The organism is Rhodoglobus sp., assembly GCF_053580035.1.
Genome location: NZ_JBMDVL010000001.1, coordinates 644,097 through 670,495 on the forward strand (window position 1 = coordinate 644,097; position 26,399 = coordinate 670,495).

General features: G+C 58.8%; 29 protein-coding genes. 7 read left to right on the top strand and 22 right to left on the bottom strand.

All coding sequences use genetic code 11. The features are described 5' to 3' along the window. Positions 1-27 precede the first annotated feature (27 nt). Entirely contained in the window at positions 28-669 is a 642-nt protein-coding gene (locus ACOH1Z_RS03130; RefSeq protein ID WP_449647024.1) for an ECF transporter S component, read from the bottom strand. 154 nt (positions 670-823) lie between these two features. Between ACOH1Z_RS03130 and ACOH1Z_RS03135 the strand changes: the two genes are divergently transcribed. After that, positions 824-1,750: an LLM class F420-dependent oxidoreductase gene (locus ACOH1Z_RS03135; RefSeq protein ID WP_449647025.1), complete on the top strand. Its 927-nt coding sequence runs from the start codon at positions 824-826 to the stop codon at positions 1,748-1,750. A 9-nt stretch (positions 1,751-1,759) separates the two neighbouring features. Here the strand turns inward: ACOH1Z_RS03135 and ACOH1Z_RS03140 are convergent, their stop codons facing one another. From ACOH1Z_RS03140 to ACOH1Z_RS03160, 5 genes are all read right to left on the bottom strand, one after another. Continuing rightward, on the bottom strand, positions 1,760-2,605 hold the full coding sequence (locus tag ACOH1Z_RS03140) for a DUF3097 domain-containing protein (RefSeq protein ID WP_449647026.1): 846 nt from the start codon (positions 2,603-2,605) through the stop codon (positions 1,760-1,762). Further along, positions 2,602-3,048, bottom strand: coding sequence for a VanZ family protein (locus ACOH1Z_RS03145; RefSeq protein WP_449647027.1), 447 nt, complete (start codon positions 3,046-3,048; stop codon positions 2,602-2,604). The genes ACOH1Z_RS03140 and ACOH1Z_RS03145 overlap by 4 nt, the downstream gene beginning before the upstream one ends. 125 nt (positions 3,049-3,173) lie before the next feature. After that, positions 3,174-3,668, bottom strand: coding sequence for an SRPBCC family protein (locus ACOH1Z_RS03150; protein ID WP_449647028.1), 495 nt, complete (start codon positions 3,666-3,668; stop codon positions 3,174-3,176). After that, on the bottom strand, positions 3,665-5,035 hold the full coding sequence (locus ACOH1Z_RS03155; RefSeq protein ID WP_449647029.1) for a glucose-6-phosphate dehydrogenase: 1,371 nt from the start codon (positions 5,033-5,035) through the stop codon (positions 3,665-3,667). The genes ACOH1Z_RS03150 and ACOH1Z_RS03155 overlap by 4 nt, the downstream gene beginning before the upstream one ends. A 43-nt stretch (positions 5,036-5,078) precedes the next feature. After that, positions 5,079-5,687, bottom strand: a complete 609-nt coding sequence (locus ACOH1Z_RS03160) for a hypothetical protein (protein WP_449647030.1) — start codon at positions 5,685-5,687, stop codon at positions 5,079-5,081. Between the two features lie 144 nt (positions 5,688-5,831). Here ACOH1Z_RS03160 and ACOH1Z_RS03165 point away from each other — a divergent pair, with 144 nt between their 5' ends. The 4 genes from ACOH1Z_RS03165 to ACOH1Z_RS03180 are packed head-to-tail and all read left to right on the top strand — an operon-like array spanning position 5,832 to position 8,029. Continuing rightward, positions 5,832-6,272, top strand: coding sequence for a hypothetical protein (locus ACOH1Z_RS03165; protein WP_449647031.1), 441 nt, complete (start codon positions 5,832-5,834; stop codon positions 6,270-6,272). Between the two features lie 57 nt (positions 6,273-6,329). Then, entirely contained in the window at positions 6,330-6,806 is a 477-nt protein-coding gene (locus tag ACOH1Z_RS03170; protein WP_449647032.1) for a thioredoxin family protein, read from the top strand. A 6-nt stretch (positions 6,807-6,812) separates the two neighbouring features. After that, positions 6,813-7,562 (top strand): cytochrome c biogenesis CcdA family protein, encoded by a 750-nt coding sequence (locus ACOH1Z_RS03175; RefSeq protein WP_449647033.1) that lies wholly within the window; start codon positions 6,813-6,815, stop codon positions 7,560-7,562. A 47-nt stretch (positions 7,563-7,609) separates the two neighbouring features. After that, positions 7,610-8,029, top strand: coding sequence for a DUF1761 domain-containing protein (locus tag ACOH1Z_RS03180; protein ID WP_449647034.1), 420 nt, complete (start codon positions 7,610-7,612; stop codon positions 8,027-8,029). 46 nt (positions 8,030-8,075) lie between these two features. On the opposite strand, the gene ACOH1Z_RS03185 is transcribed toward ACOH1Z_RS03180, so the two are convergent. From ACOH1Z_RS03185 to ACOH1Z_RS03210, 6 genes are all read right to left on the bottom strand, one after another. Next, positions 8,076-8,369, bottom strand: a complete 294-nt coding sequence (locus ACOH1Z_RS03185) for a DUF1905 domain-containing protein (protein WP_449647035.1) — start codon at positions 8,367-8,369, stop codon at positions 8,076-8,078. Between the two features lie 65 nt (positions 8,370-8,434). Next, positions 8,435-8,986 (bottom strand): OsmC family protein, encoded by a 552-nt coding sequence (locus ACOH1Z_RS03190; protein ID WP_449647036.1) that lies wholly within the window; start codon positions 8,984-8,986, stop codon positions 8,435-8,437. An 80-nt stretch (positions 8,987-9,066) separates the two neighbouring features. Then, on the bottom strand, positions 9,067-10,461 hold the full coding sequence (locus ACOH1Z_RS03195; protein WP_449647037.1) for an MFS transporter: 1,395 nt from the start codon (positions 10,459-10,461) through the stop codon (positions 9,067-9,069). A gap of 26 nt (positions 10,462-10,487) precedes the next feature. Continuing rightward, positions 10,488-10,820 carry a glutamyl-tRNA amidotransferase gene (locus ACOH1Z_RS03200; protein WP_449647038.1) on the bottom strand — a complete coding sequence of 111 codons (333 nt, stop codon included), beginning with the start codon at positions 10,818-10,820 and terminating at the stop codon, positions 10,488-10,490. A gap of 50 nt (positions 10,821-10,870) precedes the next feature. Further along, complete coding sequence (gatB, locus tag ACOH1Z_RS03205; protein WP_449647039.1) at positions 10,871-12,388, bottom strand: Asp-tRNA(Asn)/Glu-tRNA(Gln) amidotransferase subunit GatB; 1,518 nt, start codon at positions 12,386-12,388, stop codon at positions 10,871-10,873. Further along, positions 12,381-13,424: an EamA family transporter gene (locus ACOH1Z_RS03210; protein WP_449647040.1), complete on the bottom strand. Its 1,044-nt coding sequence runs from the start codon at positions 13,422-13,424 to the stop codon at positions 12,381-12,383. Before ACOH1Z_RS03210 ends, gatB begins: the two co-directional genes overlap by 8 nt. Before the next feature lie 71 nt (positions 13,425-13,495). Between ACOH1Z_RS03210 and ACOH1Z_RS03215 the strand changes: the two genes are divergently transcribed. Then, positions 13,496-14,053 (top strand): CGNR zinc finger domain-containing protein, encoded by a 558-nt coding sequence (locus ACOH1Z_RS03215; RefSeq protein WP_449647041.1) that lies wholly within the window; start codon positions 13,496-13,498, stop codon positions 14,051-14,053. A gap of 84 nt (positions 14,054-14,137) precedes the next feature. Here the strand turns inward: ACOH1Z_RS03215 and gatA are convergent, their stop codons facing one another. From gatA to ACOH1Z_RS03255, 8 genes are all read right to left on the bottom strand, one after another. After that, entirely contained in the window at positions 14,138-15,643 is a 1,506-nt protein-coding gene (gene gatA, locus ACOH1Z_RS03220; RefSeq protein WP_449648186.1) for an Asp-tRNA(Asn)/Glu-tRNA(Gln) amidotransferase subunit GatA, read from the bottom strand. Positions 15,644-15,651: 8 nt separating this feature from the next. After that, positions 15,652-15,966, bottom strand: a complete 315-nt coding sequence (gene gatC, locus ACOH1Z_RS03225; RefSeq protein ID WP_449647042.1) for an Asp-tRNA(Asn)/Glu-tRNA(Gln) amidotransferase subunit GatC — start codon at positions 15,964-15,966, stop codon at positions 15,652-15,654. 90 nt (positions 15,967-16,056) lie between these two features. After that, positions 16,057-17,346, bottom strand: coding sequence for an alpha/beta hydrolase (locus tag ACOH1Z_RS03230; RefSeq protein WP_449647043.1), 1,290 nt, complete (start codon positions 17,344-17,346; stop codon positions 16,057-16,059). Positions 17,347-17,538: 192 nt separating this feature from the next. Beyond that, positions 17,539-19,866 (bottom strand): NAD-dependent DNA ligase LigA, encoded by a 2,328-nt coding sequence (gene ligA, locus ACOH1Z_RS03235; protein ID WP_449647044.1) that lies wholly within the window; start codon positions 19,864-19,866, stop codon positions 17,539-17,541. Between the two features lie 67 nt (positions 19,867-19,933). Then, on the bottom strand, positions 19,934-21,091 hold the full coding sequence (gene mnmA / locus ACOH1Z_RS03240) for a tRNA 2-thiouridine(34) synthase MnmA (RefSeq protein ID WP_449647045.1): 1,158 nt from the start codon (positions 21,089-21,091) through the stop codon (positions 19,934-19,936). 36 nt (positions 21,092-21,127) lie between these two features. Then, positions 21,128-21,382: a hypothetical protein gene (locus tag ACOH1Z_RS03245; RefSeq protein WP_449647046.1), complete on the bottom strand. Its 255-nt coding sequence runs from the start codon at positions 21,380-21,382 to the stop codon at positions 21,128-21,130. Next, entirely contained in the window at positions 21,382-21,756 is a 375-nt protein-coding gene (locus ACOH1Z_RS03250; RefSeq protein WP_449647047.1) for an ArsR/SmtB family transcription factor, read from the bottom strand. The genes ACOH1Z_RS03245 and ACOH1Z_RS03250 overlap by 1 nt, the downstream gene beginning before the upstream one ends. 80 nt (positions 21,757-21,836) lie before the next feature. Further along, a complete protein-coding gene (locus tag ACOH1Z_RS03255; RefSeq protein ID WP_449647048.1) occupies positions 21,837-23,027 on the bottom strand; it encodes a cysteine desulfurase family protein in 1,191 nt (396 codons plus the stop codon). Positions 23,028-23,143: 116 nt separating this feature from the next. On the opposite strand from ACOH1Z_RS03255, the gene ybaK reads away from it, so the two are divergent. Further along, positions 23,144-23,623 (top strand): Cys-tRNA(Pro) deacylase, encoded by a 480-nt coding sequence (gene ybaK, locus ACOH1Z_RS03260; protein ID WP_449647049.1) that lies wholly within the window; start codon positions 23,144-23,146, stop codon positions 23,621-23,623. Between the two features lie 15 nt (positions 23,624-23,638). Here ybaK and ACOH1Z_RS03265 read toward each other — a convergent pair whose 3' ends face one another. Together ACOH1Z_RS03265 and ACOH1Z_RS03270 are read right to left on the bottom strand one after the other, a co-directional pair. Then, on the bottom strand, positions 23,639-24,562 hold the full coding sequence (locus ACOH1Z_RS03265) for a tetratricopeptide repeat protein (protein WP_449647050.1): 924 nt from the start codon (positions 24,560-24,562) through the stop codon (positions 23,639-23,641). After that, positions 24,559-26,307, bottom strand: coding sequence for a DUF8094 domain-containing protein (locus ACOH1Z_RS03270; RefSeq protein WP_449647051.1), 1,749 nt, complete (start codon positions 26,305-26,307; stop codon positions 24,559-24,561). Before ACOH1Z_RS03270 ends, ACOH1Z_RS03265 begins: the two co-directional genes overlap by 4 nt. Between the last annotated feature and the right edge of the window lie 92 nt (positions 26,308-26,399).

Below are 26,399 nucleotides of genomic sequence, written 5' to 3' on the forward strand. Positions count from 1 at the left end.
CGGTGACGCCAGCAGGCTTTATCGAGGTCAGACCCGCTTCGCAATCTCACGACCAGCGCCGAAGCGGCTAAGCGCTCCGGTCGCGGCGAGACCTCGAGTGGCAAGCCACGACAGGAGACCAGCGACCAACATGCCGCCGATGATCGCTGAGATCGTATAAATGATGGCGAAAATCGTTTCTGCGCCCGGGTACCAGAGTGTGAGGTCAGTAATCGCTAGGGCGAGACCTGCGCCTCCACCAGCAAGCACAGCGCCGCTAGCACGCCAGTTAGCGTAGAGGAACGCCGCAAACACAAGCTCGGCGCCAAGGCCCTGCGTTAGACCGCTGACAAGCGTCAGCGCGCCCCACTGGTTTCCGATGAGCGCGGAGACTGATGCGGCAACCATTTCGCCATAGATCGCGGCGCCCGGTTTGCGAATAACGAGTGCGGTCAAGACGCCGGCGAAAAGCCAGAAACCGTAGCCGAGCGACTGCAGTCCAGGAAGAAGCGCCTCAAGTGGTGCCGTAACCGGTGAAGAAACAATGTTCCAGACAACAAAGACGAGGCCGCTTGCGACGCCAATAACGCTCGCAACGACGATATCGATGACGCGCCACTGAAAACGCGATCCAGTCGTGGTGGATGGGGAAGAAGATGGTGCTGTTGTGGTCACTTTCGTGCCTTTCATTTGATGAATGGCACGGGTTCTAAGAGTGTCTGCTCCCTGCGCTGGCATGATCCAGATCAGGTTCGACGGTCGAAGCTTGGAGAAGCTCCCTCTCAGCCCGGCTCACCGGACTCCCGTGTTCGCCACCCAGTCTAATCATCAATAGGCTCAGGATATGGATTTCCGCATTTTCACCGAACCGCAAAATGGCGCTACCTACACCGACCAGCTCACTCTCGCGCAGGCGGCAGAGAAGCTTGGTTTCACCGGCTACTTCCGCTCTGATCACTACCTGACAATGGATGACCGCAATGGTGGGATGCCCGGACCCACCGATTCCTGGACGACGTTGGCAGGGCTCGCGCGCGAAACTTCCACGATCAGATTGGGCACGCTGGTGTCGTCGGCCACTTTTCGGCATCCGGGAATCCTGGCGATTCAGGTAGCGCAGGTTGACGACATGTCTGGCGGACGAATCGAGCTAGGGCTTGGCACTGGCTGGTTCGAGCGCGAACATGACGCTTACGGCATTCCTTTTCCTGCGAAGCGATTCGGGATGCTCGAAGAGCAGCTTGACGTGATCACCGGCATCTGGGGCACCGACCCGGGAAAAACCTTCTCGTATGACGGAAAGCACTACCGGTTGAACCAGTCCCCCGCGCTTCCCAAGCCTGTGCAGAGCCCACTGCCTATCATCATCGGCGGCAGCGGCCCGAGCCGCACACCAGCGCTCACCGCAAAATTTGCCAGCGAATACAACGCTGGGTTCGCGACCATAGCACCCCTAAAAGAACGAATCGATCGTGTGCGCGCCGCCTGCGAGCACTTCGACCGTGATCCCGAAACACTCGTGCTGTCGATCGCTGGCACGACCGCTGTCGGCGCAACAGAAACCCAAATCGACACGCGTGCCACGGCCGCAAACAGCACCCCGACCGCGCTGCGCGCCGGAGGATTCGCCGGTACAGCGAGCGAGGTCGTTGACAAGATCTCGGAGCTTCAGACGTTGGGCTTCACGCGCGTGTACTTCCAACTCATGGACTTCCACGACCTCGACCAGCTCGATTTCCTCGCCCGCGAAGTACTACCCCAGCTCGACTAGGGTCGCCCGCTACGATTCCTGATCAACCGTAACGAAATCGATCAGCTGTTCTACCCGACCCAAGAGCGCAGGCTCGAGGTCAGAGTAGCTCGTAACTTTCGACAGAATGTGCTGCCACGCTCGCGCGATGTCGGCTTGATCGTTGTGGGGCCAGCCGAACGCTTCGCAGATTCCGTGCTTCCACTCGGTGCCTCTAGCGATGGTGGGCCAGGCAGCAATTCCGAGACTCTGAGGCTTAACTGCTTGCCAAACATCCACAAATGGATGCCCGACCACGAGAGCGTACTTTCCGTACTTTCCGCGGCCAACGGCATCCGCAATTCGACTCTCCTTTGAGCCAGCGACGAGGTGATCGACAAGGATTCCCAGCTTGCGTTCGGAGGTCGGGGCGAAGTCTGCCACGATCGCTTCGAGGTCATCAATGCCACCGAGGAACTCCACGACAACGCCCTCGGCTCGTAGGTCATCGCCCCACACCCGTTCGACGAGTTCTGCATCGTGACGGCCTTCGACATAGATGCGACTCGCCAGCGCGGTGCGCGCACGCTGTTCTGGTGCTGCGCGCGAGCCTGATGCCGTCGTGCGGGGGGCCGAGGCTTGGGCAACCGGCTTGGTCAGCTCAACAGAAACACCGTCGATGAGGTAGCCGCGTCCGAGCGGAAATGCGCGGGAGCGACCGTGGCGGTCCTCGAGCTCGATGAGGCCGTTGGCATGCCGCACGAGCGCCCCAACGTAACCGTCGGCGATGACTTCGATAACCATCCCGGACTCGATGGGGACTTTGGGGAGAATAGTTGGCGTGCGTTCGCGCCGAAAGTCAGCGAGCACATCATTCGAGTAGCGGTCGTCGGTCACCGATCGAGGTTAAGCGGTGTCGCCGAGTTGCTGGCGGAGGCGCGTCGGTTCGACGAAAGGTTGCGCACGGGTTTTGCGACCGCAGAGCTGTTGGCGCGCTGCGAGTGTTCCCACCACAGTGCGACTCCGGCTGCGGATGAAACACCAAGCCCGGCGCCGAGAGCGGCCAGCAGGATGTCGGTCACATTCGCGTAGCCCGCGGGCATCCATACGGTCTGAGCGGCTTCAAGCCAGGCGGCAGCTACCACACTAAACGCGAGCGCTGCCCACCACCGACGGCGCCCAAACAGGCACACGAGAAATGCTCCGACGGGGATAAAGGCGAGGATCGGCCACAGCCAATAACGGCCATTAGCGCCGGGAGCGTTCACGAATGCGAGACTCGCCAGCACGGCAAAGTAGAGCGCGGCGCACAGCGCAACTACGAATCTCGATCGGAACATACTGACATTGTGACAACCGCGTCTTTGTGCGAGTTGTGAGAAGGGTGCATGCCCGGTGTGAACAACCCCGAAAATGACAACGATTCGGTAACCGAGTCGCTGTAACGCGCGCCGCTCCTGAGTTTCTAGCGCGCTGCGAGGCGCTCGATCTCTCGAGCGATCGGAGGAAGCACTCGCCGCATGTAGCGAGCCCACCACAGACGCACGCTCAATTGAACGATCCAGCCGCGAGCGGGACGAGCAAAAAAGGTATATTTCCAGCGGATAATCGAACCGCTTGATCGAGGCTCAAATCGCCACTCCGCACGCGCGCCCGAGACGAGAGTGCCGAACAGTTTCTGGAACTCCGTCAGCTCATAGGCGAAGAGCGTTGACACCTCCGTGTCGGTAATCGTTTCGATGACATGACCACCATCAGAGAGCAACAGAGTGCGTGTACGCCCCACCGTGTTCCACTCGCCAGACTGATCGCGCACGTCGACAACCGCCGGCAACGGGCCAAAGCGAGGATAAAACTGGGTGGGATCAAGGGGGCAAGAGAGTTCGTAGGCTTGCTTCGCCGTGGTCCGCACGAGAGCATCGGCGGATGCACTGATGCCACGCCCTCGCTGCCCGCTCACGTTGTGCTCCACGCTGTCGGGCCCTGTGAACCTGCCGGATATTCGTCGAGAGGAACACGATTCTCCCGAAAAGCATCAATCACCGGAGTGACGATTCTCCAGCACTGTTCAGCAACATCTCCGCGCACAGATAACACGGGATCGCCATCGATAAGCGAGGCGATTACTTCACCGTAAGCGCCCATGGCAGGGTCTCCGAGCGTCGTCGAAAGCTTGGTGCGGTCAAGAGTGAACGGATCACCCTCGCCATTGACGATGAGATCTAATTCAAGAGTCGCGGGCTTAATCGAAATAGTCAGCTGAGCGGGATCAGCCATCCCCGTCAGCCCCCTCGGCAAGTGGGGAACGGGCGCGAAAGTGATGACAATGTCCTGACGGGCCTCTCCCATAGCCTTCCCCGACCGCAAGATGAATGGCACCCCTGCCCACCGCCAGTTGTCGATCTCAAAGGTCACTTCGGCAAGGGTTTCCGTGCCGAGCGCCGGGTCGACACCGTCTTCATCGACGTAGGCAGGCAACTGCCGATCGCCAATGGTCCCCGCCGTGTATCGAGCACGCCGAGCGCACGCTCCGTCTGCCGTCTGCACCCTGGTCGCCCTCAACACCTGGGCCATCGCCCCACGGAGATCTTCAGATCCAACACTCGCCGGCGGCTCCATTGCGGTCAACGCGAGCACAAGCAAGAGATGGCTCTGGATCATATCGACGACAGCGCCGGCACGGTCGTAATAGCCTGCTCGCCCTTCGAGAGCCAGCGGCTCGTCGAAAATCAGCTCAACTTTCGCCACATTCGGTGCACCCAACAATGGTTCAAAGACACGGTTGGCGAAACGAAGTCCCAAGAGGTTCAAGACGGTGGACTTGCCAAGAAAATGATCGACTCTAAAAATTTGTTCTTCTGGCAGAATTCGTTCGAGAAGCCGATTGAGTTCGCGAGCGCTCGCCTCGCCAGTACCGAACGGCTTTTCTAACGCGAAGACAATCCCTTCAGGGAGTTCTTCGTTCGCCAGCGCAGTGCACACCGTGTGGGTTATCGCCGGTGGAAGCGCAAAATACAGCGCCACTCTTCCCTGCGCTTCGGCAAAGACATGCCGTAACTGTGCAGCGTCTGTGACATCCGCGCGCACGTAGCGCGCACCGCGAACGACCTCGGCTGACGCCGCTGACTCTTGGGCCGCGAACGACTGAGCGACGCGGCTCTTCCAGGCCGCATCATCCATCTCTTGTCGATCAACACCGATGAGGGTCAAATTCTGCGCCTCATCACTCGCCAAAAATGAGGCAAGACCCGGCAAGAGCAAGCGAGACGTCAGGTCTCCCCCAGCCCCCAAAATAATTAGTGTCTCGATACGTTTGAGTTCAGCCATGACACGCTCTCCTGATCAGTTGTAGCTACCAGCTCTCCGAGCCCTACTCGCTAGGCGCGGAGGCACCAGGCGCTTGAGCAGGGACTGCCGTTGCCGACGCTGTAGCAGTCGCTCCGGCAAATTTGGAGGCTGACCCGCGACGGGACCACGCCATCCACCACCACACCAGAACACCAACAATGGCGGAACCGACGACGCCAACGAGCGGACCAAGCAATACCGGGCCAGCAACGTTGGTATCGGTAACACCGGCCGCGATCGACAGGTAGACGACGAATAGCGGCACATCAAGAATGGCAACGATCCCGAGGGATTGGAACGTGACCAGCCAAGGCTTTCGCACCGTGCCCCGTTTCAGAATAAATCCACTAGCGAGCGCTGCGAGCGCAATGAGGATGAGAGCAACGACACTGAGAACGATGACGATGACTCCGAGCACTTCACCGGCACTACTCAAGAACGCTCTGAGTGCGGAGATATCTCCAAATAGTCCGCCGACTCCTTGTGTAGTACCGCCGAGCACAAGCGTTATCCCGCCACCAAGGACCACAAATCCAACAAGGAGCCAACCGAATGAGAACAGTACGTGTCCCACCGCTCCCGCGACCAAAGAATGGCTACGTTGTGTACTGCTGAGCTGCGCTTTTTGCATGATTAGACGTTAGCGCAGCGTCACTAAACCCGTCGAGAAACGCTCGAAAGTGATCGAAACGTCCTGAGCACCCGTGACACCAAAACGCGGGTGATTTGGGCGCTTCGTGGGACAAGGAGGGTATGGAGTCGCTACGGTTTGGATATGCAATCGTGGAGGGACGCGCTCAACGCCGACGAACAAGCCGACGTTGATCGAATTCTCGACTCCGCTCTTCATGTGGCCAGAACGAATCTTGGTCACGCCAGTGAGTTCATGACTTTCGCTCTCATGACTGACGGGAGCGGTCGAGTATTAGAGATGACAGCGGATGACGCGCTCCGCAAAAAACACCCGAACGCTCAGGCGCTCTTGAATCAGACAGTCACGCAGTTGCGTCAGATGGCGAACATCTCCCGCTGCAGCGCCATTGTTTCGAACACGCGCCTCGCAGCCCAGAAGACGGATGCCATCGAGGTGCGGATCGAACACCGTGCTGGTGCGGCGCTCATGGTCTTGCTGCCATACACCCGGGCCCGATTTACCGGGGCACTCACCTTCGGCGATCTCAAACTGTTTTCTCACAAAGCCGAAGTCTGGGTATAGCCCGAGAATTGAGCTGAGAGCGAAATAAATTCGCGGCTCTATGGGTTACTGATCAGCATGAACAAGCAGATTCTTACGATTGTGGTTGTCCTCGCCGTTGTTATCGGTGGTGCGCTCGTAGGTCTCTCGATCGGCACAGCCCAGGACCCCACGGACTCCGCAGAATCGAGTTCATCGTCAGGAAACGCGGGTGATGAGACCAGCCAGGTCGTCGCCAACGATGGAGGTGGCGCCTACGTTGAGTACAGCCCCACAGCGGTTGCTGATGCTGAGGGCCGAGTACTTTTGTTCTTCCACGCCACGTGGTGCCCGCAGTGCGTTTCGATTGACGGCGACATCAACTCCGAAGGCGTTCCGTCTGGCGTCACTATCGTGAAGGTCGACTACGACTCGAACCAAGACTTGCGTGCTCAATACGGAGTGACCCAGCAAACGACTTTCGTTGAGGTCGATGCGAGCGGCGAAAAGCTTCAAGAAAACTTCGTGGCCTACTCTGACCCCACACTCCAGACTGTCCTTAACGCACTCCTCTAGGCCGCAATGCTCAGTCTGATTCTGCTCTCCTTCGTTGCGGGAGTGCTCACTGTTGCCGCACCGTGTGTTCTTCCGTTACTTCCCGTAATCGTGGGTGGATCGATCGCCCGCACAAGCAGCGATGCAGCAGTAGCAGAACGCCAATGGTTCCGCCCCGTCGTAATAGCCCTCAGCTTGGCCGGATCCGTCGTCGTCTTCACGCTGTTGCTCAAAGCAACCACAGCGTTGCTTGGCGTTCCCCAACTCGTCTGGCAGATTATCGCCGGCGGCATCCTAGTGATCTTCGGCCTTACCCTCGTGTTCCCCTCGCTCTGGGAACGCTTCATGCTCGCCACGGGCATCCAAAATCGGGCCAACGCCATGATGAACCGCTCCTACTCACGAGGCGGACTTGGCGGCGATGTGATGCTCGGAGCAGCGCTAGGGCCGACATTCAGCAGCTGTTCCCCCACCTACGCCTTGATCTTGGCCGCGGTATTGCCCGTGTCGTTTGGGGAAGGACTGCTGTACATCGTGGTGTACGCGATCGGTCTTGCAATCGCTCTACTGCTCATCGCATTCCTCGGTCAAGCATTTGCTCGCAAGCTGGGATGGTTGGCCAACCCGCATGGCGCCTTCAAGCGCGTCTTCGGCATAATTCTGATCGTGGTCGGCGTTGCCGTGATCCTTGGTCTCGATAAGCAATTTCAGAGTTTCGTTCTCGAGCAGGGCTGGTACGACCCCATTCAAAGGTTCGAAGAAAGCATCACTGGCTAGCATCCGGCGGAGTAAGATTCGGGGCACCACAATCACAGGAGGTTGCCATGGCTCCCGAAATCAACTACATCGCGGTTGTGCTCGCGACACTGTCAAGCATGCTTGTCGGCACTGTTTGGTATTCGCCACGAGTATTCGGCAACTACTGGATGAAAGCCGCCGGAATTACCCCCACCGGAAACGCAGCCGATGCCCTGCGCCCCATCCTTGTCACCGTCGTCGTGAGCTTCATCACGGCCTGGGTCCTCGCTGGCGCAGCATTTATCGCCTTCGACTTCTATGGCGGCAGTTTCTTCTGGAACACGCTCTTCACGAGCATCATCCTGTGGGCTGGTTTTACCGCCGCCCGCTTCACTACCCACGACCAGTTCGATGGTCGCCCAAACGGTCTCACTGTGCTGAACATCAGTCACGAGTTCGTCACGCTCGTCATCATGGCCATAATTATTGGTGTCTGGCCCGCCTAGCAGGGCGACGACCTCGCGCCCGGGCCTCCCATGCCCTCAGAGCGACCTAGACGAGCTGGATCGTCGCGTTGACTGTGTCGCCAGGCTCGATGCCCTCTGCGCGACGCACAGCGACTTTCACTGGCAACGAGAAGCCGTCATGACTGCTGCTGGGAAAAATCGACGTGCTCCACGTTGTGGAACCAATCGTGACGACTACCGCCACCGACCCGAAACCTCGCGGAGGTGTTGGCACATCGCGAACGTTGGCACCCACATCCGGCGGCACCTGTAAAAAGAAGACGTTCGGCTTCGCATCCCACTCTGTCAACGCTGAACTGAACTCAAACGACGGCTTCATAGCCCCGAGAGTAGTACTGCGCACCGCGCGGCTCTACCAGTCGATCGCCGCTGCCGCACTCCCAACTAGCCTTTGACCACCCGAGTGGTGATGGGGGTGGGGTTGGCGAAGAGATCCAGAACGGGGCAGTGCGCGTCGACGGCCTCACGGAGTTCGTCGTAGCGTTCTTGGGATTCCGGCCCAGTGATCGTGGTGAGCAAACGAATGCCACCGAAACCATTGCGAACGGTGTCATCAATGCCAAAGAGACCGCGCACGTCGAGGTCACCCTCGGCCACAACGGAGATGTCATCAACGCGAATGTCGAGCGCCTGGGCATAAAGGCGGAAGACAACTACCTGACAGGCGATGAGGGCACCGAGAGCGATTTCGACGGGGCTTGCCGCTAGATCGTCGCCCGCGAGTCCCTCAGGCTCGTCGATGCGGAACACGTGCTTGCCCGCTTTCAGTACCGTGCCCACTGAACCTTCGCCCTCCCCCGTGACCGTGTAGGTGAGATCTGCTGACGCAGGCTTTGCCGCAATCCGTGAGTTCCAGGCTTGGCCAGCCGCAGTGAGTCGAGCGGCCCGGTCAGCGGCAAGATCAGTGGTCGAAGTTTCGTTAGTGAGAAGTGTCATGTGGCGAAGGTAATCGCAATGCGTATTCGACGTTCGAGTGTGACGTAACAGCCCGACACACTCCTTAACAATTCGCCGCCCTAGATGCTCTTCGCCCGCACACGCCCAGCGACCACGATCCCCGCAAGAGCGAAAACAGTGGCAAGCGCAAGAGCAGCAACAAACCCTGCCCCGTTCGCGAGCCCGCCAACCGCACTAAAGACGAGACCACCGAAAGCGATGGCGATCGCCCCACCCGCAGCATCCGAAATTGACAGCGCAGCGCTATTGAATCCTTGATTGCTGGCGGTCGAGTGGGCAAGAACCAGCGTCGAAATGCGAGGGAAAGTGATGCCCATTCCCGCGCCAGCCACTAACCATCCGATCGCAGCGACCCACACCGAAAGCGAAAAGTAGGCCGTCACGAACTGGGTAGCGATTCCCACACTCAGCAGCAGAGCGCCAACAACTACGACCGTTTCATGAGCCACAGTGTCGTTCAATCGCCCTTGTAGCGCAGAACCTGCGGCCCACGAAACCGCCCCGACCGTGAGGATGAGACCCGCAAGCCATGGCGGCAACCCATAGCGTTCGTTGAGAAGGTACGGGAGGTAAACCTCGGTCGAAAAGAATGCAGCGGCAAAGAAACCGCGCAGCACAATAGTTGCCGGAAGACCGCGACGGAAACGTAGTGCTCCGTGAGGGAGCAATGGCCGCAGCGCAACAATTGCGATCACCAATGCTCCGACAGCGAGCGGCCACGCAAACACACCACCGCTCTCACCACCCAAGCTGATGCCGATGACCGCAAGCGCGGCTACCAGCGCCCACGCAATTGCACCGCGACTCGCCGTCTGCTTGCCGTCAAGAATCGGCTCCTCCAATAATGCGCGCACCGCGGGAAGTATCGCTGCAGCGGCCCCGGCAACCAGAACAACCACGCCAAAGAACACCCAATGCCAGCTCACCTGAACAGCAACAACCCCGGCCAATGGCGGGCCAATCAATGAAGGCAAGACCCACGCAGAGGCAAAAAGTCCAAAGATTTTCGGATGCAGCATTGCCGGATACAACCGCGCAACCACCACATAAAGCGAGACAATGAGCGCGCCGGAACCCAGCCCCTGCAAGAAGCGACCCACGATAAAAATACCCATGGTGCCAGCGAAACCCGCAACGAGAAGGCCGACTGTGAACACGAGCATGGCAGCGATCAGTGGACGAGCGGGCCCGGTACGGTCAGACCATCGACCTGCCAAGACCATCCCGATCACACTAGCCGCGAGAGTGCTCGAAAAAGCAACAGAATAGAGCGACTGACCATCAAGATCGCGACTAATCGTCGGCATGATTGTCGTCACCGCAAGCGTCTCAAACGCGCCCAAGAAAATGAGCGCGAACGCTCCAATTGTTGTCCACATCAGCTGTGGCGCAAAGATGCTCGTCGGAGCGGATTCAGCGCTGGATGGTTGCGCTGCCGAAGACGTACTGGTCATCTGGTTTATGCTCTAGTGCTTTCGGCTTAGGAGATTTCAACGATGGTGCCTTGGCCGAGCTCATCGGCATCAGCATCCGTCACCATGGCGAAAACGCCAGTAGGAATTCCGGGAAGATTGGCTACCCGATTCGCGATACCCGTCAGGGTCGACTCGTCGGCACCCGTAATCACGATGACATAGGCATCGTTGAAAACATCGCCCTCTTCAACAACGAAAATTTCGCCGGCCTCATCGAGTTCCGTCGTGAACTCCACCAGGGTCTCAATCCACGGAAAACGGGTCTCCCCCTCGGCCGCATTGGCGTCAGGAGTGAGAGGAACATGGACTTCAACAACAAGTTCAGCAGATTCAGACATGACACCAACGGTACTGCCTACGACTGACCCTCGACCCCTGCCGAGCCAACTTATTCGGCTGCGGCTCGCTCCAACACAAGTTCCCGAACCCGAGCAGCGTCAGCTTGGCCCTTCATCGCCTTCATCACTGCTCCGATAACCGCACCAGCAGCCTGAACTTTGCCGTCACGAATCTTCGCGAGAACATCAGGCTGAGCAGCGAGCGCCTCATCGATAGCGGCAATAAGGGGGCCGTCGTCGGAGACCAACTTGAGCCCGCGACTCTCGACAACTTCAGCAGGTGTCCCCTCACCGGCAATGACACCCTCGAGAACCTGGCGGGCCAGACTGTCGTTGAGAACACCGTCGTTGATAAGAGTGACCAGAGCCGCGACATCCGTCGGGGTAATCAATGAACTCGGGTCTGCACCCTGAATGTTGGCGAGTCGCGCGATCTCACCCGTCCACCACTTGCGAGCCTGAGCCGCAGTGGTGCCCGCCTCAATAGTCGCTTCAATTTCGCTGAAAAGACCAGCATTATTGACATCGCGGAATTCAAGATCGGTAAAGCCCCACGCCGCCTGAAGGCGACGACGGCGCTCGGCCGGAGGCTCAGGAAGCGCTGCACGCAACTCTTCGATCAACGCGAGCGACGGCTCAACCGGCAGAAGGTCGGGCTCTGGGAAATAGCGGTAGTCATCGGCATCGCTCTTGGGGCGACCGGCGCTCGTGACACCGGTGTCTTCGTGCCAGTGGCGCGTCTCCTGAGTGATCGTTCCGCCCTTCTGAAGAATGGCCGCCTGACGCTGGATCTCGTAACGAACGGCACGCTCGACGCTGCGCATCGAGTTCACGTTCTTCGTCTCGGTGCGCGTGCCGAGCTTTCCGGAACCACGAGGGCTCAACGAAATGTTGGCATCACAGCGCAGGTTGCCGCGCTCCATGCGCGCCTCAGAAATGCCGAGCGAACGGACGATGTCGCGAATAGCCGAAACGTACGCTTTGCCGACCTCAGGAGCATCCGCTTCGGTTCCCGTGATCATGTGCGTGACGATCTCGACAAGCGGAACCCCAGCACGGTTGTAATCGACGAGCGAATACTCGGCACCCTGGATGCGACCGGTAGCGCCACCCACGTGAGTGAGCTTGCCGGCGTCTTCTTCCATGTGCGCGCGCTCGATCGGAATCGTGATCGTGCGACCGCTCTCAAGCTCAATGTCGACAGAACCCTCGAACGCGATCGGCTCATCGAACTGGCTGATCTGGTAGTTCTTCGCCAGGTCAGGATAGAAATAGTTCTTGCGGGCAAAGCGCGAACTCGGCGCAATCTGGCAGCCGAGCGCAAGGCCGAGAGAGATCGAATATTTGATCGCCTCTTCGTTGACGACAGGCAAACTGCCGGGCAGACCGAGATCCACCGGAGTGATCATGGTGTTCGGTTCGGCATCCCCCGCGCCAGCCGCAGCAGGGTTCGGCGCATCCGAAAACATCTTGGTCTGGGTATTCAACTCGACGTGCACCTCGAAACCGAGCGTCGGCTCAAATAGTTCGAGTGCTTTGTCGTAGTCCATCAATTCAGCTTTAGCCACCAGACGATTGTACGTGGCGCAGCGGCACCGTATCGGTACCCGGTTCGAGCGGCGCGGAAGCTGGCGCCAAAAGTGGTTCGTCATCATCACTCGGGATCGCTTCAGCCTCGATCGTGAAGTCGCTGAACTTCTCAGACTTCTCAGAACGAACGAAGGCAATCCCGGCAAGGATGAGTGCTCCACCGATGAACTGCATGAGCGACAAGTTCTCGCCAATCAGTAGCCAGGCGTAAATCGCCGCCGTGACAACCTCAAGCAATCCGACGAACGACGCGAGTCGGGAACCGAGCATCTCGCTCGCCATAATGCTCGTCGAGTAGGCGATACCGGTCGCGACAATACCCACGATGAGCAGCGGAACCCACCACGGAGCGACAATACCGAGCATCGTGACATCCACCATTGGCATCTCGAACGGAACGATACCGACAAGGCCAACGAGTCCGAGGATGACGCCACCGATCAACAGTCCAGCCGCTGCCAGAGCAACCGCGGGAAGCCCTTCGCTCGTGCGCGCCGCAATGACGTAGTAAACGGCCGCGCCAACAGCGGCACAAGCGCCAAAGATGATTCCGAGCGGATCGAGAGCTCCGGATCCCTCTGGCGAGACCACCAAAATCAGCCCGCCAAGGGCAACGACCGAGCCAATAAGAACAACAGCCTTGGGCGTGCGTCGCGAAGTAACCCACGCGAAAGCAACCAGCAGCAACGGTGCCATGTACTCGAGAAGAATCGCGATACCAACCGGAATACGCTCGATCGCCGAGAAGTAGACCAGCTGGGTTCCCGAGACGCAGATGATCGCCATCAGGAGGATTCGACTGCGCGCGTACCAGAGCGCGATCCAGCGGCCCTTGAGAGCAAGAATCGCGAACGGCGCCAACACCGCTCCCCCGATGAGCACCCGAAGTGTCACGGCAGCGGCCGGGCTCCACCCGGCTTCGAGAACGGGCTTCACGAGTGCTCCGGATAGTCCAAAACTGGCGGCAGCGATGAGCGCGATGAACATGCCGAAAGTTGTGGAGGAGCGCGTCATGATTGCCGCCTTGAGATCACATTGACTGGTATTTCTGATGACGCTAGTCTGTGAAGAGATAAGGAGTCAAATTGCAGTTTGCACCTGACACAATCGCGTCGCTAGACTTCGCCGTTGCCATTGGAAATACCCACCGGTCCGCCACCAAAAGCGGCATCGACGAACTCGCGACCATCGAACACGTTCACGGATTCTTCACTAAATATCGCTACACCGGCCGCATCGACAACGACCGTGCGGAACTCGCTGAAGTGCGCGCCGCCCGCGAGCGCATCCGCAGCATCTGGAAGCTCACTCGCGACGATGCCGCTAGAGAAATCAACGACCTGCTCGCCGAGGCAAATGCTCTGCCGTTTCTCGCCCGCCATGACGAATTCGACTGGCATCTGCACGCTAATTCTCCGGATGCTCCATTAGCCGAACGTATTCAGTCCGAAATTGGACTCGCGCTCGTCGACGTTGTGCGCACAGACTCCATGTGGCGACTCCGCGGCTGCGAAGCCCCCGACTGCGAGGGAATCATGGCCGACCTTTCCCGCAACGGCTCACGCCGCTTCTGCAGCATCCGTTGTGGCAACCGGATGAGTCAGATTGCGCACCGCGAGCGACAAGCAGCTGACAACGCGTAGCCACACACTCGAGAAGGTGAGCGCGTTAGCGCAGTCACCCCGTGCTTATGATAAGCACAGGGTGACTGGCAGAAATGACGCTCCTTAGCCGAGCGAAGGAACCTGGCTCGGCAGGGTGTGACCCCACTGCTGTTCGAGCAGACGCTCAAGGGTTGCACCAACTTCGTAAAGCCGGGCGTCGCCGCGAGCGGGAGCCATAATTTGGAAGCCAGTCGGCAATCCATCCTCGGGAGCAAGGCCCATCGGGAGCCCCATTCCGGGGATGCCGGCAAGGTTCGCCGGAATCGTCGTCACGTCGTTGAGGTACATCGCCATCGGGTCTTCGAGCTTCTCACCGAGCTTGAACGCGGTGGTCGGCGCTGAGGGCGAGACGAGCACATCGGCTTTCTCGAAAGCCGCAGCGAAGTCCCGCTGGATGAGCGTGCGAACCTTCTGTGCACTGCCGTAGTACGCGTCGTAGTAGCCAGCACTCAGGGCATAGGTGCCGAGGATGATGCGGCGTTTGACCTCGTCGCCGAAACCGGCTTCACGGGTTGCTGCCATGACGTCTTCAACGGTTCCGCCACCCTGCGGAGTGACCCGAAGTCCGAAGCGGACCGAATCAAATTTGGCGAGGTTGCTCGAGGCTTCAGCGGGGAGGATGAGGTAGTACGCCTCAACGGCGTACTCAAAGTGGGGAGCATCCACTTCAACGATCTCGGCGCCGAAGTCGGTCAGCAGCTGCAGTGCCTCGTGGAAGCGCTGCGAGACTCCAGCTTGGAAACCGGGGCTGTCGAGCTGCTTGATGACTCCGACCCGAACGCCCTTGAGGCTTTCGGCAGCGGCACCAGCCCGAGCTGCGGCGGCAAATGACGGCCACTGCTCATTGAGCGACGTCGAGTCGCGCGGGTCCCAGCCGCCGATGACATCGTGCAGCAATGCCGAGTCAAGAACGGTGCGCGAGACGGGGCCAACCTGGTCGAGCGACGAAGCCAACGCGATCGCGCCGTAGCGGGATACCCCACCATAGGTAGGCTTCACGCCAACAGAACCCGTGACGGATGCTGGCTGACGAATCGATCCACCCGTGTCAGAACCGAGAGCAAGCGGGGCTTCAAACGCGGCGACCGCAGCAGCCGATCCACCGCCGGAACCGCCGGGAATCCGGTCAAGATCCCACGGGTTGCGAGTTGGACCATACGCCGAGTGCTCGGTCGATGACCCCATGGCGAACTCGTCCATGTTGGTCTTGCCGAGCGGAATCAGGCCAGCGGCACGCAGCTTGGCAACGGGTGTTGCATCGTAGGGAGGAACCCAACCCTCAAGGATTTTGGACCCAGCAGTGGTCGGCATGTCGATCGTGCACAGCACGTCTTTGACGGCAACGGGCACACCGGCGAGCTCGCCAAGTGACTCCCCTGCCGCACGACGCTCATCGATGCGCTTGGCGTTGGCCAGAGCATCCGCAGACACATGCAAGAACGCATGAACCTTGCCATCGACGGCAGCGATACGGTCGAGGTGAGCTTGGGTTGCTTCAACCGAGGAGACGTCGCCGGAACTCAACTTGGTAGCCAGCTCGGACGCCGACAAGCGGGTGAGGTCGTTCAGATCTGCCATTACTGCTCTTCTCCCAGAATCGCGCTAACCGCAAAACGTGCACCATCGTGCTCGGGTGCTCCTGCCAGTGCCTGCTCGGTAGTGAGCGTCACGCCGGGAACATCAGGGCGGAACACATTGCTGAGCGGAATGGGGTGACTCGTCGCCGGAACATCGTCGGTAGCGACTTCGCTGACTTTGGCCACAGAATCGACGATCGCACCAAGCTCGCCAGTGAGCTTCTCGATTTCGTCAGTGGTGAGGGCGATACGGGCGAGCGAGGCGAGGTGCGAAACGACCTCGCTGGTGATCGCACCAGGATTGGTGTCAGTCATGGAGCTCCGAAGATGGGAAACAGACAGGGAACCGTCTAAGTGTATTCGGCTTAGCGCGCAGCGAGGAGCGACAGGGCGAGAGCGGGCACGCTAGCTCTGCGAATGCGAGGTTGTCGCGATAGCGCGTTGCACCACCGGTTCCCCTTCGGCGATTACAAGGTCGCTGCGACCGATGCAGATGAGCGCGAAATTGCGCATCGCTTCGCTACCGGGGGTGAAGTACTCGTTGTGACCGACTGAGCCAGAGAGGGACCGTTTCATGATGACGTCGAAACCGCCGCCAACACCCAATGACTTGGCGCCGAACGACGCCGCTCCAGGATCTGGCCCAAAATACGAGCTATTGGGGATCGGGTCCCAGGCGGCTTCTCCGACGAAAACGTTACCGTTGCGAACGTGCAGATCGTCAACGGATTCTGCGGGGCTACCTGGCGAACCGACCATGGCAAGTGCATCGATCTCAAAGCTGTACTCCGACAACGCCATCATCGCGGCGGTCGTGCCGTACGAATGAGCTACCACTGAGACATACGGCTGATCGGCGCCACGTTCTGCTTGGAGCCCGAGAATCGCTGCCGCAAGGCTGTCTCGACCTTGATCAGCGTTGTCGATTGCTCCGACATTTGTCAGGTTCGGGGTGTCGTAGCCAATCCACGCAACCGTGGCAACTGAATTGTTGTGCACGAATACCGATTGCGCATCGAAGTAATCGAGCCACATCTGCTGCTGGCAATACAGCTCATTGGCTGCATCTACCCAGTACGACATTTGACCTTCAATGGTGAAGAACATGCCGGGAACAAGAAAACTCACATAGTCCGCAGTAGTGAGGTCACCCAGCACGATTGCGGCACGACCCTGACCCGAAACATCGAGCGTTACAAGGGTGCGTTCTGGCTCATCATTGTCATAAACGAGAGCCTCAGAAATCGACGAAAGCATACTCAGTTGCTGATGCGCGTTCTGCTGTACGGCGCGGCCCGCGTCTGAGTTCATCACTGTTGTGAGTTCAGAAATTGTCTGCGTAAGCATTGTGCGATTGCTAGTGTCGCGAATTGTGTACGGAACACCTTCAAGGTTGCCAACCAGCTGAGGAGAAGCGATTTCGAGGGCCGTTCGGCGATCGGCATCGAGGTCGCCCCACCACAGTGCAACTTCTTGGGCCGGAGGTTGCTCACCAAGCAATTGGTCGACGGCCGCGGGTCGAGACTCAAAATACTGAGAAATATTTCCGGCCGGAATGCGCGCAAGCGTGGACAGCGTTTGCGCACCAAAAGATGCTGAAGCGGAGAACACCCCAGTGCCACGGTCAACGACGGGGCCCACGAAAGCGGGTGGGGCATCGCTCGTCACTATGGACTCGAAAGTTACTGAGGGCATAGCAGACGCCTCGGTGGCGGGTAAGCCGACAACCGAGGTGGCTATAACAACTGCAATTTCGAATAGCAACGCCGGGTATTCCCCTCAAGAACGATTGCCGCGTGCCATCCCCGCACGCGAACACGTTTTGTATAACCTTAGGGCAAAATACCCCGTTCGGGGGTCGAATGCTTGTTTTTAGCTGGTGAGCAACTAGTCACCAAGAGCTGAAGGCCCCTCGTTGAGGAGCCTCGCAAACTGCGCCGCATCAAGAATCCGGATCCCCAATTCTTCTGCTTTGGTCAGTTTAGAGCCCGCGCCGGGGCCCGCAGCGACATAGTCGGTTTTTTTGCTCACGCTGGATGCCGCTTTTGCCCCAGCCGCGATGATTGCCTCTTGGGCTCCTTCACGAGTAAAGCCGTCGAGACTGCCTGTTGCGACGATCGTGAGTCCAGCGAGAACGCCGTCATTCGACTGGGCGGCCCCGGGGCCAGGATGCCCGGGAGTTGTCCACTGAACGCCGGCGGCAGCCCACCGAGAAACGATCTCTTGATGCCAATCAACTTCGAACCAGTCGGCGACCGAGTCAGCAATAATTTGGCCAACTCCGTCAACAGCCGCAAGCTGCTCTCGGGTTGCCGAACGAATCGCATCAAGCGAACCGAAGTAGTCGGCGAGGGCTCGTGCCGCTACAGGGCCAACATGACGGATGCTGAGGCTCACCAAGAGGCGCCACAGTGGCTTAGTTTTCGCCTCACTCAGATTGGCGATGAGCTTGAGCGCGTTGCTCGAAGGTACGGCGTGCTCGTCGCCAGCAAATTCGGTAGCAGCAGGATCGTACGAGGGATCGGCACCAGCACCCGCTACTTTTCGCAACCGGCTAAACGGCGTGATCGTCCGTTCAGCGCCGTCGTCATCAGTGACAACTTCCCCGGTCTCGGAATCACGCACGGCGACAACGATCGGAAATAGGTCTTCGACCGTGAGATCGAACAGGCCGGCTTCATTGATGAGCGGCGGAATCTCGGGATACTTCGGCTGAGTCAGAGCTCGCGCCACTACTTCTCCAAGCACTTCGATGTCGAGTCCGCCTCTGCTGCCAGCGTGTTCGACCCGCCCCCGCACTTGCGCCGGACAACTGCGAGCGTTCGGGCAGCGCAAATCAATGTCGCCCTCTTTCATCGGGCGCAACGGTGTATTGCATTCTGGGCAGAGTTTGGGCATGACGAACGCACGCTCAGTGCCATCGCGAAGCTCTTCGACCGGGCCGAGGATCTCCGGAATCACATCTCCGGCTTTTCGCAAGACAACAGTGTCTCCGATGAGAACACCCTTGCGCTTCACTACATCCTGATTGTGGAGGGTGGCTTGCCGTACTACTGAACCGGCAACATGAGCGGGCTCCATTACCGCATACGGAGTGGCCCGACCCGTGCGACCAATACCGACCACAATGTCGAGAAGCTTGGTGTTTACCTGCTCTGGCGGGTACTTATAGGCAATTGCCCAGCGCGGAGCACGTGACGTGGCCCCCAACTCATCATGGAGGGCAAGTTCATCAACTTTGATGACGATCCCGTCGATCTCATGTTCGACACTGTCGCGGTGTTCTCCGTAATAGCGGATGAACTCTGCCGCTTTCTCTCCGGAATCAACAACGCGAAAATGGGTGCTTGTTGGCAATCCCCACGTGGCGAGCACTCCGTAGATTTCACTCTGGCTGCGGATGGGCTCGTGGTGGGCGCGCGTGCCGTCCCACGCTCCAATGCCGTGCACGAGCATCCGTAGCGAAGACAACCTGCGCCGCATGTGCGCGAGCTTCTCTTCTGACTTGCCCTCAGACTTCTGCCGAAGCGAGCCAGCGGCCGCATTGCGAGGGTTCGCAAAAACTTTCTCACCGATGCGAGTCTGTTCCGCATTGAGTTCGCGGAACAATTCGAGAGGAATAAAGACTTCTCCTCGCACCTCAACGATCGGCGGATGACCTGTTCCTGCCAGACGCTGGGGAATTCCCTCAACTCGAACAACATTCTCGGTTACGTCTTCACCGACTCGACCATCTCCGCGAGTGGCAGCGCTCACCAGCACACCATCGATATACCGAAGATTGATCGCAAGACCATCGATCTTGAGCTCACACAAGAAATCAATATGGCGAGCGGAAGATCGCTCGACCTTCGCTGCCCACTCAGCGAACTCTTCAACCGAGAACACATTGTCAAGACTCAGCATGCGTTCCACGTGCTCGACAGGGTCGAACAGCGTGGCGGCTCGGCCACCAACTCGCTGAGTCGGGCTATCTTGACTCTGAAGTTCTGGATGATCAAGCTCGAGTTGTTCGAGCTGCTTGATCAGGTCGTCGTATTCGGCATCGTCAACGAGGACTTCATCGCGAACGTAGTAGGCGTCTCGCAGTTCGAGAATGCGGGTCGTAAGCGCGGAAACTTCGTCACGCGCGGCTGCGAGAGCCGGGTCAGTCGTCTCGGCGACCTGATCGTCAGATTCGCTCGCTGAACCGGATTTTTCGGTGTTGTTGGCCACAGGTCAAGTCTAAACAGGGCCTACGACGAAACCTGCGCACGGAGGAAATCGGCGGCAGTTATGCAGACTAGACCTGAGCAGGAACCGCAGACACAGACCGTGCGATTGTGCACTGACCCAAAACGCGAGTACCGACGTAGAGCACAGCTGTTTGCCCTGGCGCGACGCCATTGAGAGGCTCGTGAGGGGTGACGACAAGTTCTGGGCCAATCTCATTGCCCTCTGCGTCAACGGCGGCAGGATCGAGTCTGGCAACAGCAGGCATCGGGTCAGAGTGAGCGCGCACCTGGACGTGGCACTCAAAACTTTCGCCTGGCTCAGAAATGTATCCCGACTCAAGCGGGTCGAGTCCTGCCCAAGAAAACTTAGAGCCGGCAATTTCAGCCAATGCGAGCGCTTCGCGTGGTCCGACAACAACCTGGTTGGTCTTCGGTCGAATCTCCAGAACGAATCGCGGCTTGCCATCGTCGGTGGGATAACCCACGTTCAGGCCCTTGCGCTGACCGATCGTGAAAGCGAGGGCGCCCTCGTGCTTGCCAAGGACTTCACCATCGCGGCCCAAAATTTCGCCCTGCTCAGCTCCGACTTTGTCGGCAAGCCAACCACGAGTGTTGCCGTCAGGAATGAAGCAAATGTCATGCGAATCAGGTTTGTTGGCTACGGAGAACCCGCGTTCCGCTGCCTCAGCGCGAATTTCAGCCTTGGATGGGGTCGCCCCGAGCGGGAACATGCTGTGAGCCAGTTGCTCTGTCGTGAGAACGCCTAGTACGTAGGACTGATCCTTCGCCCAGGCCGCTGCGCGGTGAAGCTCGCGATTGCCATGCTCGTCGTCAACGATATTGGCGTAGTGGCCAGTTGCAACGGCGTCGAAACCTAGAGCGACGGCCTTCTCCAACAAAGCAGCGAACTTGATGCGCTCATTACAGCGCATGCAGGGGTTCGGAGTGCGGCCCGCCGAGTATTCAGCGATGAAATCATCGACAACGTCGAGCTTGAAACGCTCGGAGAAATCCCACACGTAGTACGGGATGCCAATGATGTTGGCCGCCCGCTGCGCGTCCATCGAATCTTCGATTGTGCAGCAGCCACGTGCTCCCGTGCGCAGGGTTCCTGGTTGCCGGCTCAGCGCCAGATGCACCCCAACAACCTCGTGCCCTGCCTCGACTGCCCGCGCGGCAGCAACCGCGGAGTCCACTCCGCCACTCATCGCCGCTAAAACCTTCATAAAACCAGTGTACGAGACGCGTTGCTGGGCAAGTTCTTACTGCGGGATGTCGGTGAGGGTCTTCTCGACCCCGGCCAGTCGGCTTTCTACGGCATCCAGTCGCTCAAGGAGGGATCGGTTGGTTTCGAGAGTTTGCTCGACGAGTGCTCGATAGTCGCCGCCGGCTTGGGCGTCAGCCACGTGTTTTGCTGTCTCCGCTTTCTTGTTCACTGCGTTGGTAATGACACCGGCGATGATGCCGGTGATGGCGATTACGCCGATCCAGAACCAGAGACTAAAGAAGATTTCCATTACTTTCCTTTGTGAGAGTTTGTGCTGGCGGGTTGTTTGTCGATTACTTCGGTGGTGTCTAGGTTGTGTCGTTCTTGCGCTGACTGAGCTACCGCTCGAGCAAGTAATGCTGGAGTCACGGTGATGCGAAAGGGCACAACTTCAAAGAACTTGAGTGCTTTGCCGTCGTCGCTGAGCTCGTGATGGCCGGCGACGAAGCCAGATTCTTCGAGCTTTGCGAGGTGCATGTAGAGAAGTGGCCGCGACATTCCCACTCGTCTGGCGAGATCGCTGACGTGGGCTTGTCCGCCAGCGAGTTCCGCGAGAATGCGCATGCGTTGCGGGTTGGCAACGGCAGCCAACCAGGCACCGAGCTCATCAGAGTTCACGAGCATCCCTTCATCTGTAATAAAAAACTTACAGGTGAAGGTAAATTCTGTCAACGCGCGCGTCCTGAATGCGCCCCGAGGCCACCCTAGGCTTCTGGATAGTGGCCAAGAATCGTGTCCCGGCTCGAATACCCGGCAGCCGTCGCCTGTTCGACCGCACGCGGCAGAGCATCAACGAACTGCGCAATCTCAGCAGCCGTCGTCGTCTCCCCCAGCGAAATTCGCAGTGCGCCCCTCGCGGTTGGCTCATCGAGCCCCATCGCAAGCAGCACATGACTAGCCTCAGGGACTCCGGCCTGACATGCCGATCCAGTCGAGACGCTAAACCCGGCCACATCGAGAAGAAACAGCAAAGAGTCACCCTCGCAACCAGGGAAAGTGAAGTGAACGTTTCCCGGCAGCCTGTGCTCGGGATCGCCACGAAGGACCGCAGCAGGAACCGCGTTTCGCACCCCAGAGATCAGCTCATCGCGCAATTCACTCAGCCGTCGTCCGGTGTCAGCCAAGTCACCAGTTGCCTCCCGCGCTGCGGCAGCAAAAGCCACAGCACCAGGAGCATCCAGCGTTCCTGATCGAGCTCGCTGCTGGCTACCACCATGAATCAGCGGCGTCACTGTCGCCGAACGCGCAATGACCAGAGCGCCAACCCCGACCGGTCCCCCAATCTTGTGAGCCGACACGCTCAGGGCTGCAACGCCAGCCGCATGAAAGTCGATCGGGACATAGCCAAAAGCAGAGACAGCATCTACGTGCACCGGAACACCGTGACCATGCGCAAGCGTCGAAATCTCAGAAACCGGCTGAAGGGTACCGACTTCGTTGTTAGCCAAGAGCATCGTGACAAGGGCGACATCATCCGCGAGCGCATCGCGAACGTAATCAACGTCTATGCGACCGAAAGCGTCAACAGGAATCCAATCCAGCACCGCTCCATCGTGCTCGCGCATCCACTCAACGGCATCAATCGTCGCGTGATGTTCGGCTCGCGCAACCAAAATACGTGGGCGGGAAACCTCAGTCGAGTTTCGGGCCCAAAACAACCCCTTGATAGCCAAGTTGATTGATTCGGTGCCCCCTGAGGTGAAAGTCACCTCAACGGAATCCGCACCAAGACTGGCAGCGACCGTCTCTCGCGCTTCTTCGAGCATCCGTTTTGCCGACTGCCCTTGGGAATGTATTGACGATGGATTGCCCACTACCGGCAGTGCCGCAGCGAACGCGTCAACAACGGAAGGACGCATCGGCGTCGTGGCCGCATGATCCAGATAGATAGTCACTGTTTCTCCGCTACTCTCGCGTGCACTCCCCATGGATGCTCGCGTGTCATTACTCTAGATCGCATGCGCCAACGCTTCGACTCCGCCACCGGCCCAACCGAGAGTTGTGAGCGCTGATGGCACTCGGCACCCCCGCGACGGTTGCGCTCGACACCACGGGGATCCCCTTCACGCCGCACCCCTATGAGCACAGCTCACGCGCCGTCGAATTTGGTCGTGAAGCCGCCACCGAATTGGGAATCGAACCCGAGAGAGTATTTAAAACGCTCATGGCGGTGGTCGACGACGAACTCATCGTTGCCGTTGTCCCTGTCTCAGGAAAGCTCGATCTCAAAGCGCTCGCGAGTGCTGTCAACGGCAAGCGCGCGGCGATGGCCGATCCTGTCGTAGCTCAACGTCGCACCGGTTACGTTGTTGGGGGCATCAGCCCCATCGGTCAAAAAACCGCCAACAGAACCGTTATCGACGAAACCGTTGAGCTATTTGAGACCGTGTTTGTCAGCGGCGGAAGGCGCGGATTCGACATCGAGCTCACACCAAGCGACTTAGTTCGAGCTACCGACGCAACAATCGCGGCAATCGCACGCGACAGCTAGCAACAGCCAGCAATGCTAGTAAAGAAGCAGAGTCAATCGGCGACGCGCGTCAACAACTCGAGGGTCTTCGGCGCCAGCGATTTCAAAATAGTCGAGCAATCGAGTGCGGATGCTGTTCTTGCCTTCTGCATCAGCGGCAGGATAGAGCTCGAGCAAGCGACCAAACGCATCACCGAGGTGCCCGCCAGAAACGTCAAGATCGGCGACAGCGAGTTGTGCGTCAACGTCGGTGAGATCTTGAGCTGCCGCGCTGCGCACAGATTCGGCTGTCTTGTTCTCGAGACGAGCGAGTAGCGACACCTGGGCGAGTCCAGCGACTGCCTGCTGATCGCGAGGGTTCTGCGCGATCGCCGTTTCGTACTTCGAGATTGCGGTCGCAAAGTCTCCAGCGGAGATTGCATCAAAGGCCTCTTGGTGCAGCGGTGGTAGCGGCTCTTCGACAGGCTCGTCGGCGCTTTCCCCCGAGGGGTCCGGTGCGGGAAGCGTTCCTGTCACATTGCTCTCGGCAGCGAGCGTCAACACTTGGTCGAGAACCTCTGTGAGATCGTTCGCCGCCATCACTCCAGCGAAGAGCTGCACTGGTCGTCCACCGATAACGGCGGCAACGGTGGGAACCTGCTGCACCTGAAATGCCTGCACGAGTTGGGGATTGCTCGTAGCATCGACTGTCACCAAGGCAAACTTGCCAGAATACGCTGCGATCGTCGGCTCCAACGTTGGCTCAATGCCTTGGCCATAGAACTCCACGATCACCGGAACGGTGTTCGAAAGTTCAAGCACTTGAGTGAACGACGCATCGTTTACATTTGTGGCGAATCCCGACGGCTGCGGGGTTTCTCCCGTTCCCGCAGGTGCGGGGGGCGCATTGTGCTGGCGAACCAACGATGAGAGGTCGACTGCACCGCGCAAGCTAGCGGCGTTCAGTGGGGCGTTTGTCAATTCAACTCCGATGCTGCAACAAGTCCTTGGGTGTATCCGAGCAGTACGATCTTTTCTCCACTACCGGCTGCCGGAACATAGAAGAGTAGCTGATCTCCGTAGGTAGATTTGATTCCGGTTTCGGTGATCGAAATCCCCGAAAGCGCCTTCGTCTGACCACTAAAAGTTACTGCGGAGCCTTCTTCTTTTGGCTTCGCAACCTTGGTCTCGTAGAGATGCACGGCAACGATCGCACCAGCGTCAATGGTCGCCATTGCTATGGGATCGGTTGAGCCGAGTTCGTGACCATAGGTGAGCGTGGCCGTAGTCGATAGCTCGGCTTTCTCGGCTTGCTTCACGGCAAGACCGACGTTGACCCGCAGGCTGTCGCCCTCGGCTTCAAAGTCAAGGTAGGAGTCACTGTCGACATCCTGCTCGAGAATTTCGGCGTAGTCGAGTGCCACTTCGGTCGGTGACGAGCGAAGCAAGCCACTGTCTGCTGCCAAGCGTGACGTTCCTACGCTGGCGGCTACGACATCCGGGAACACGATTGAGGGCTCGAGGTTGATCGAGTAGCTCACTTTGTAATTCTCGCGAGGTGACGCCTGCTCGAGGAAGAGCGCAATCGGGGCCACAGCACTGTCTGACTCATCCAGGATGATCGTAAATACGGTGCGCGGCCACGAATCTGTCTGCTGTGGAAGCGTCAGCTGCACCGGTCCGTCAGGAACAGCAATGGGTGCGGCAATGGAACTATCTGCCTTGCGCATTTTGTAGTTCGCTAGACGATATTCAAGGGCAGCTTCGGCAAAGCGAGTCTTGATGAGATCGGTGTCGCGAGATTCGTCTGCTTCGAGCGAAACAGCGCTGACCCGCGCAACGATTTTCTCCACCTGACGCACGGTAACGGCCGGCATCGGGGACTCACTGCCCGCAGAGGTCGAAGTGGGGGTCGGAACCGGGGCACTAGCGTCGTCGGCGGAGCCTGACGGTGACGCAATGGTGCATCCGCTCAAGATCAGAGCGCTCAGCAAGACAGCAGGAACAGCAATGCGCTGAGGCGATGTGATCGTCGCGGTCTCGCCGGTCTTTGTCGACCGCCTCGCCGGCTTGTATAGCGGCTTCTTCGGAACCTTAGGCATTTTTTGCGGAGTGCGACGGGGACCGCCAGCACGACGCATGTGGTGTACGGCCCACATGAGGAAGATCAGGCCAAGAAGAAGGATGGCCGCACCGCCAGTGATGAGAGGGGCTGCCCACGGAGTGGTGTTGTCTAGTGGCCACGAAAGCGCAACTCCGCTCGGAGCAGGCTCCACCCCATCCGCCGCCAAGATAAACGACACATCAGAGGGGATCTTGACCGTCAGCGCGAGTTCGAGATCGGCCGTGTAGCTTTCGAGCCACAGGTCAGAATCGTAGGGATCGGGAACTTCCTGCTCGGTACCGCTGACTTCTTCGGTGATGAGTTCACCCGTACCAGGGTCGATACTCACCTTGTTGTAGCTGGCGTCACCCACCCACGCGAGTACGTCTGATGTGCTGCCGTAAGCGGCAACGATGCGACCTGGACCAGTAACGCTAATAGTCTGCTTGCCCTCATAGGCGTTCAAAGCTGCTCCATCGATCACCGTCAAGGGGGCAGTGCCATCGAACTCGGCCGACACGCTGACCTCATCTGGGGTCGCAAGAATGGTTTGCTGCGCAATGCCGTAGCCGATCATCACGGCTGCGAGCATAAAGCTAACTATGGCGAGAACGAATCTCACTATCTCTCCTTTCGCGCTGCCTACAGTGACTTACGTCACAAAACCCTTCGCCACGTTGGCGGAACCCCAGTACGGTCTGCAGGTCAAGGGCC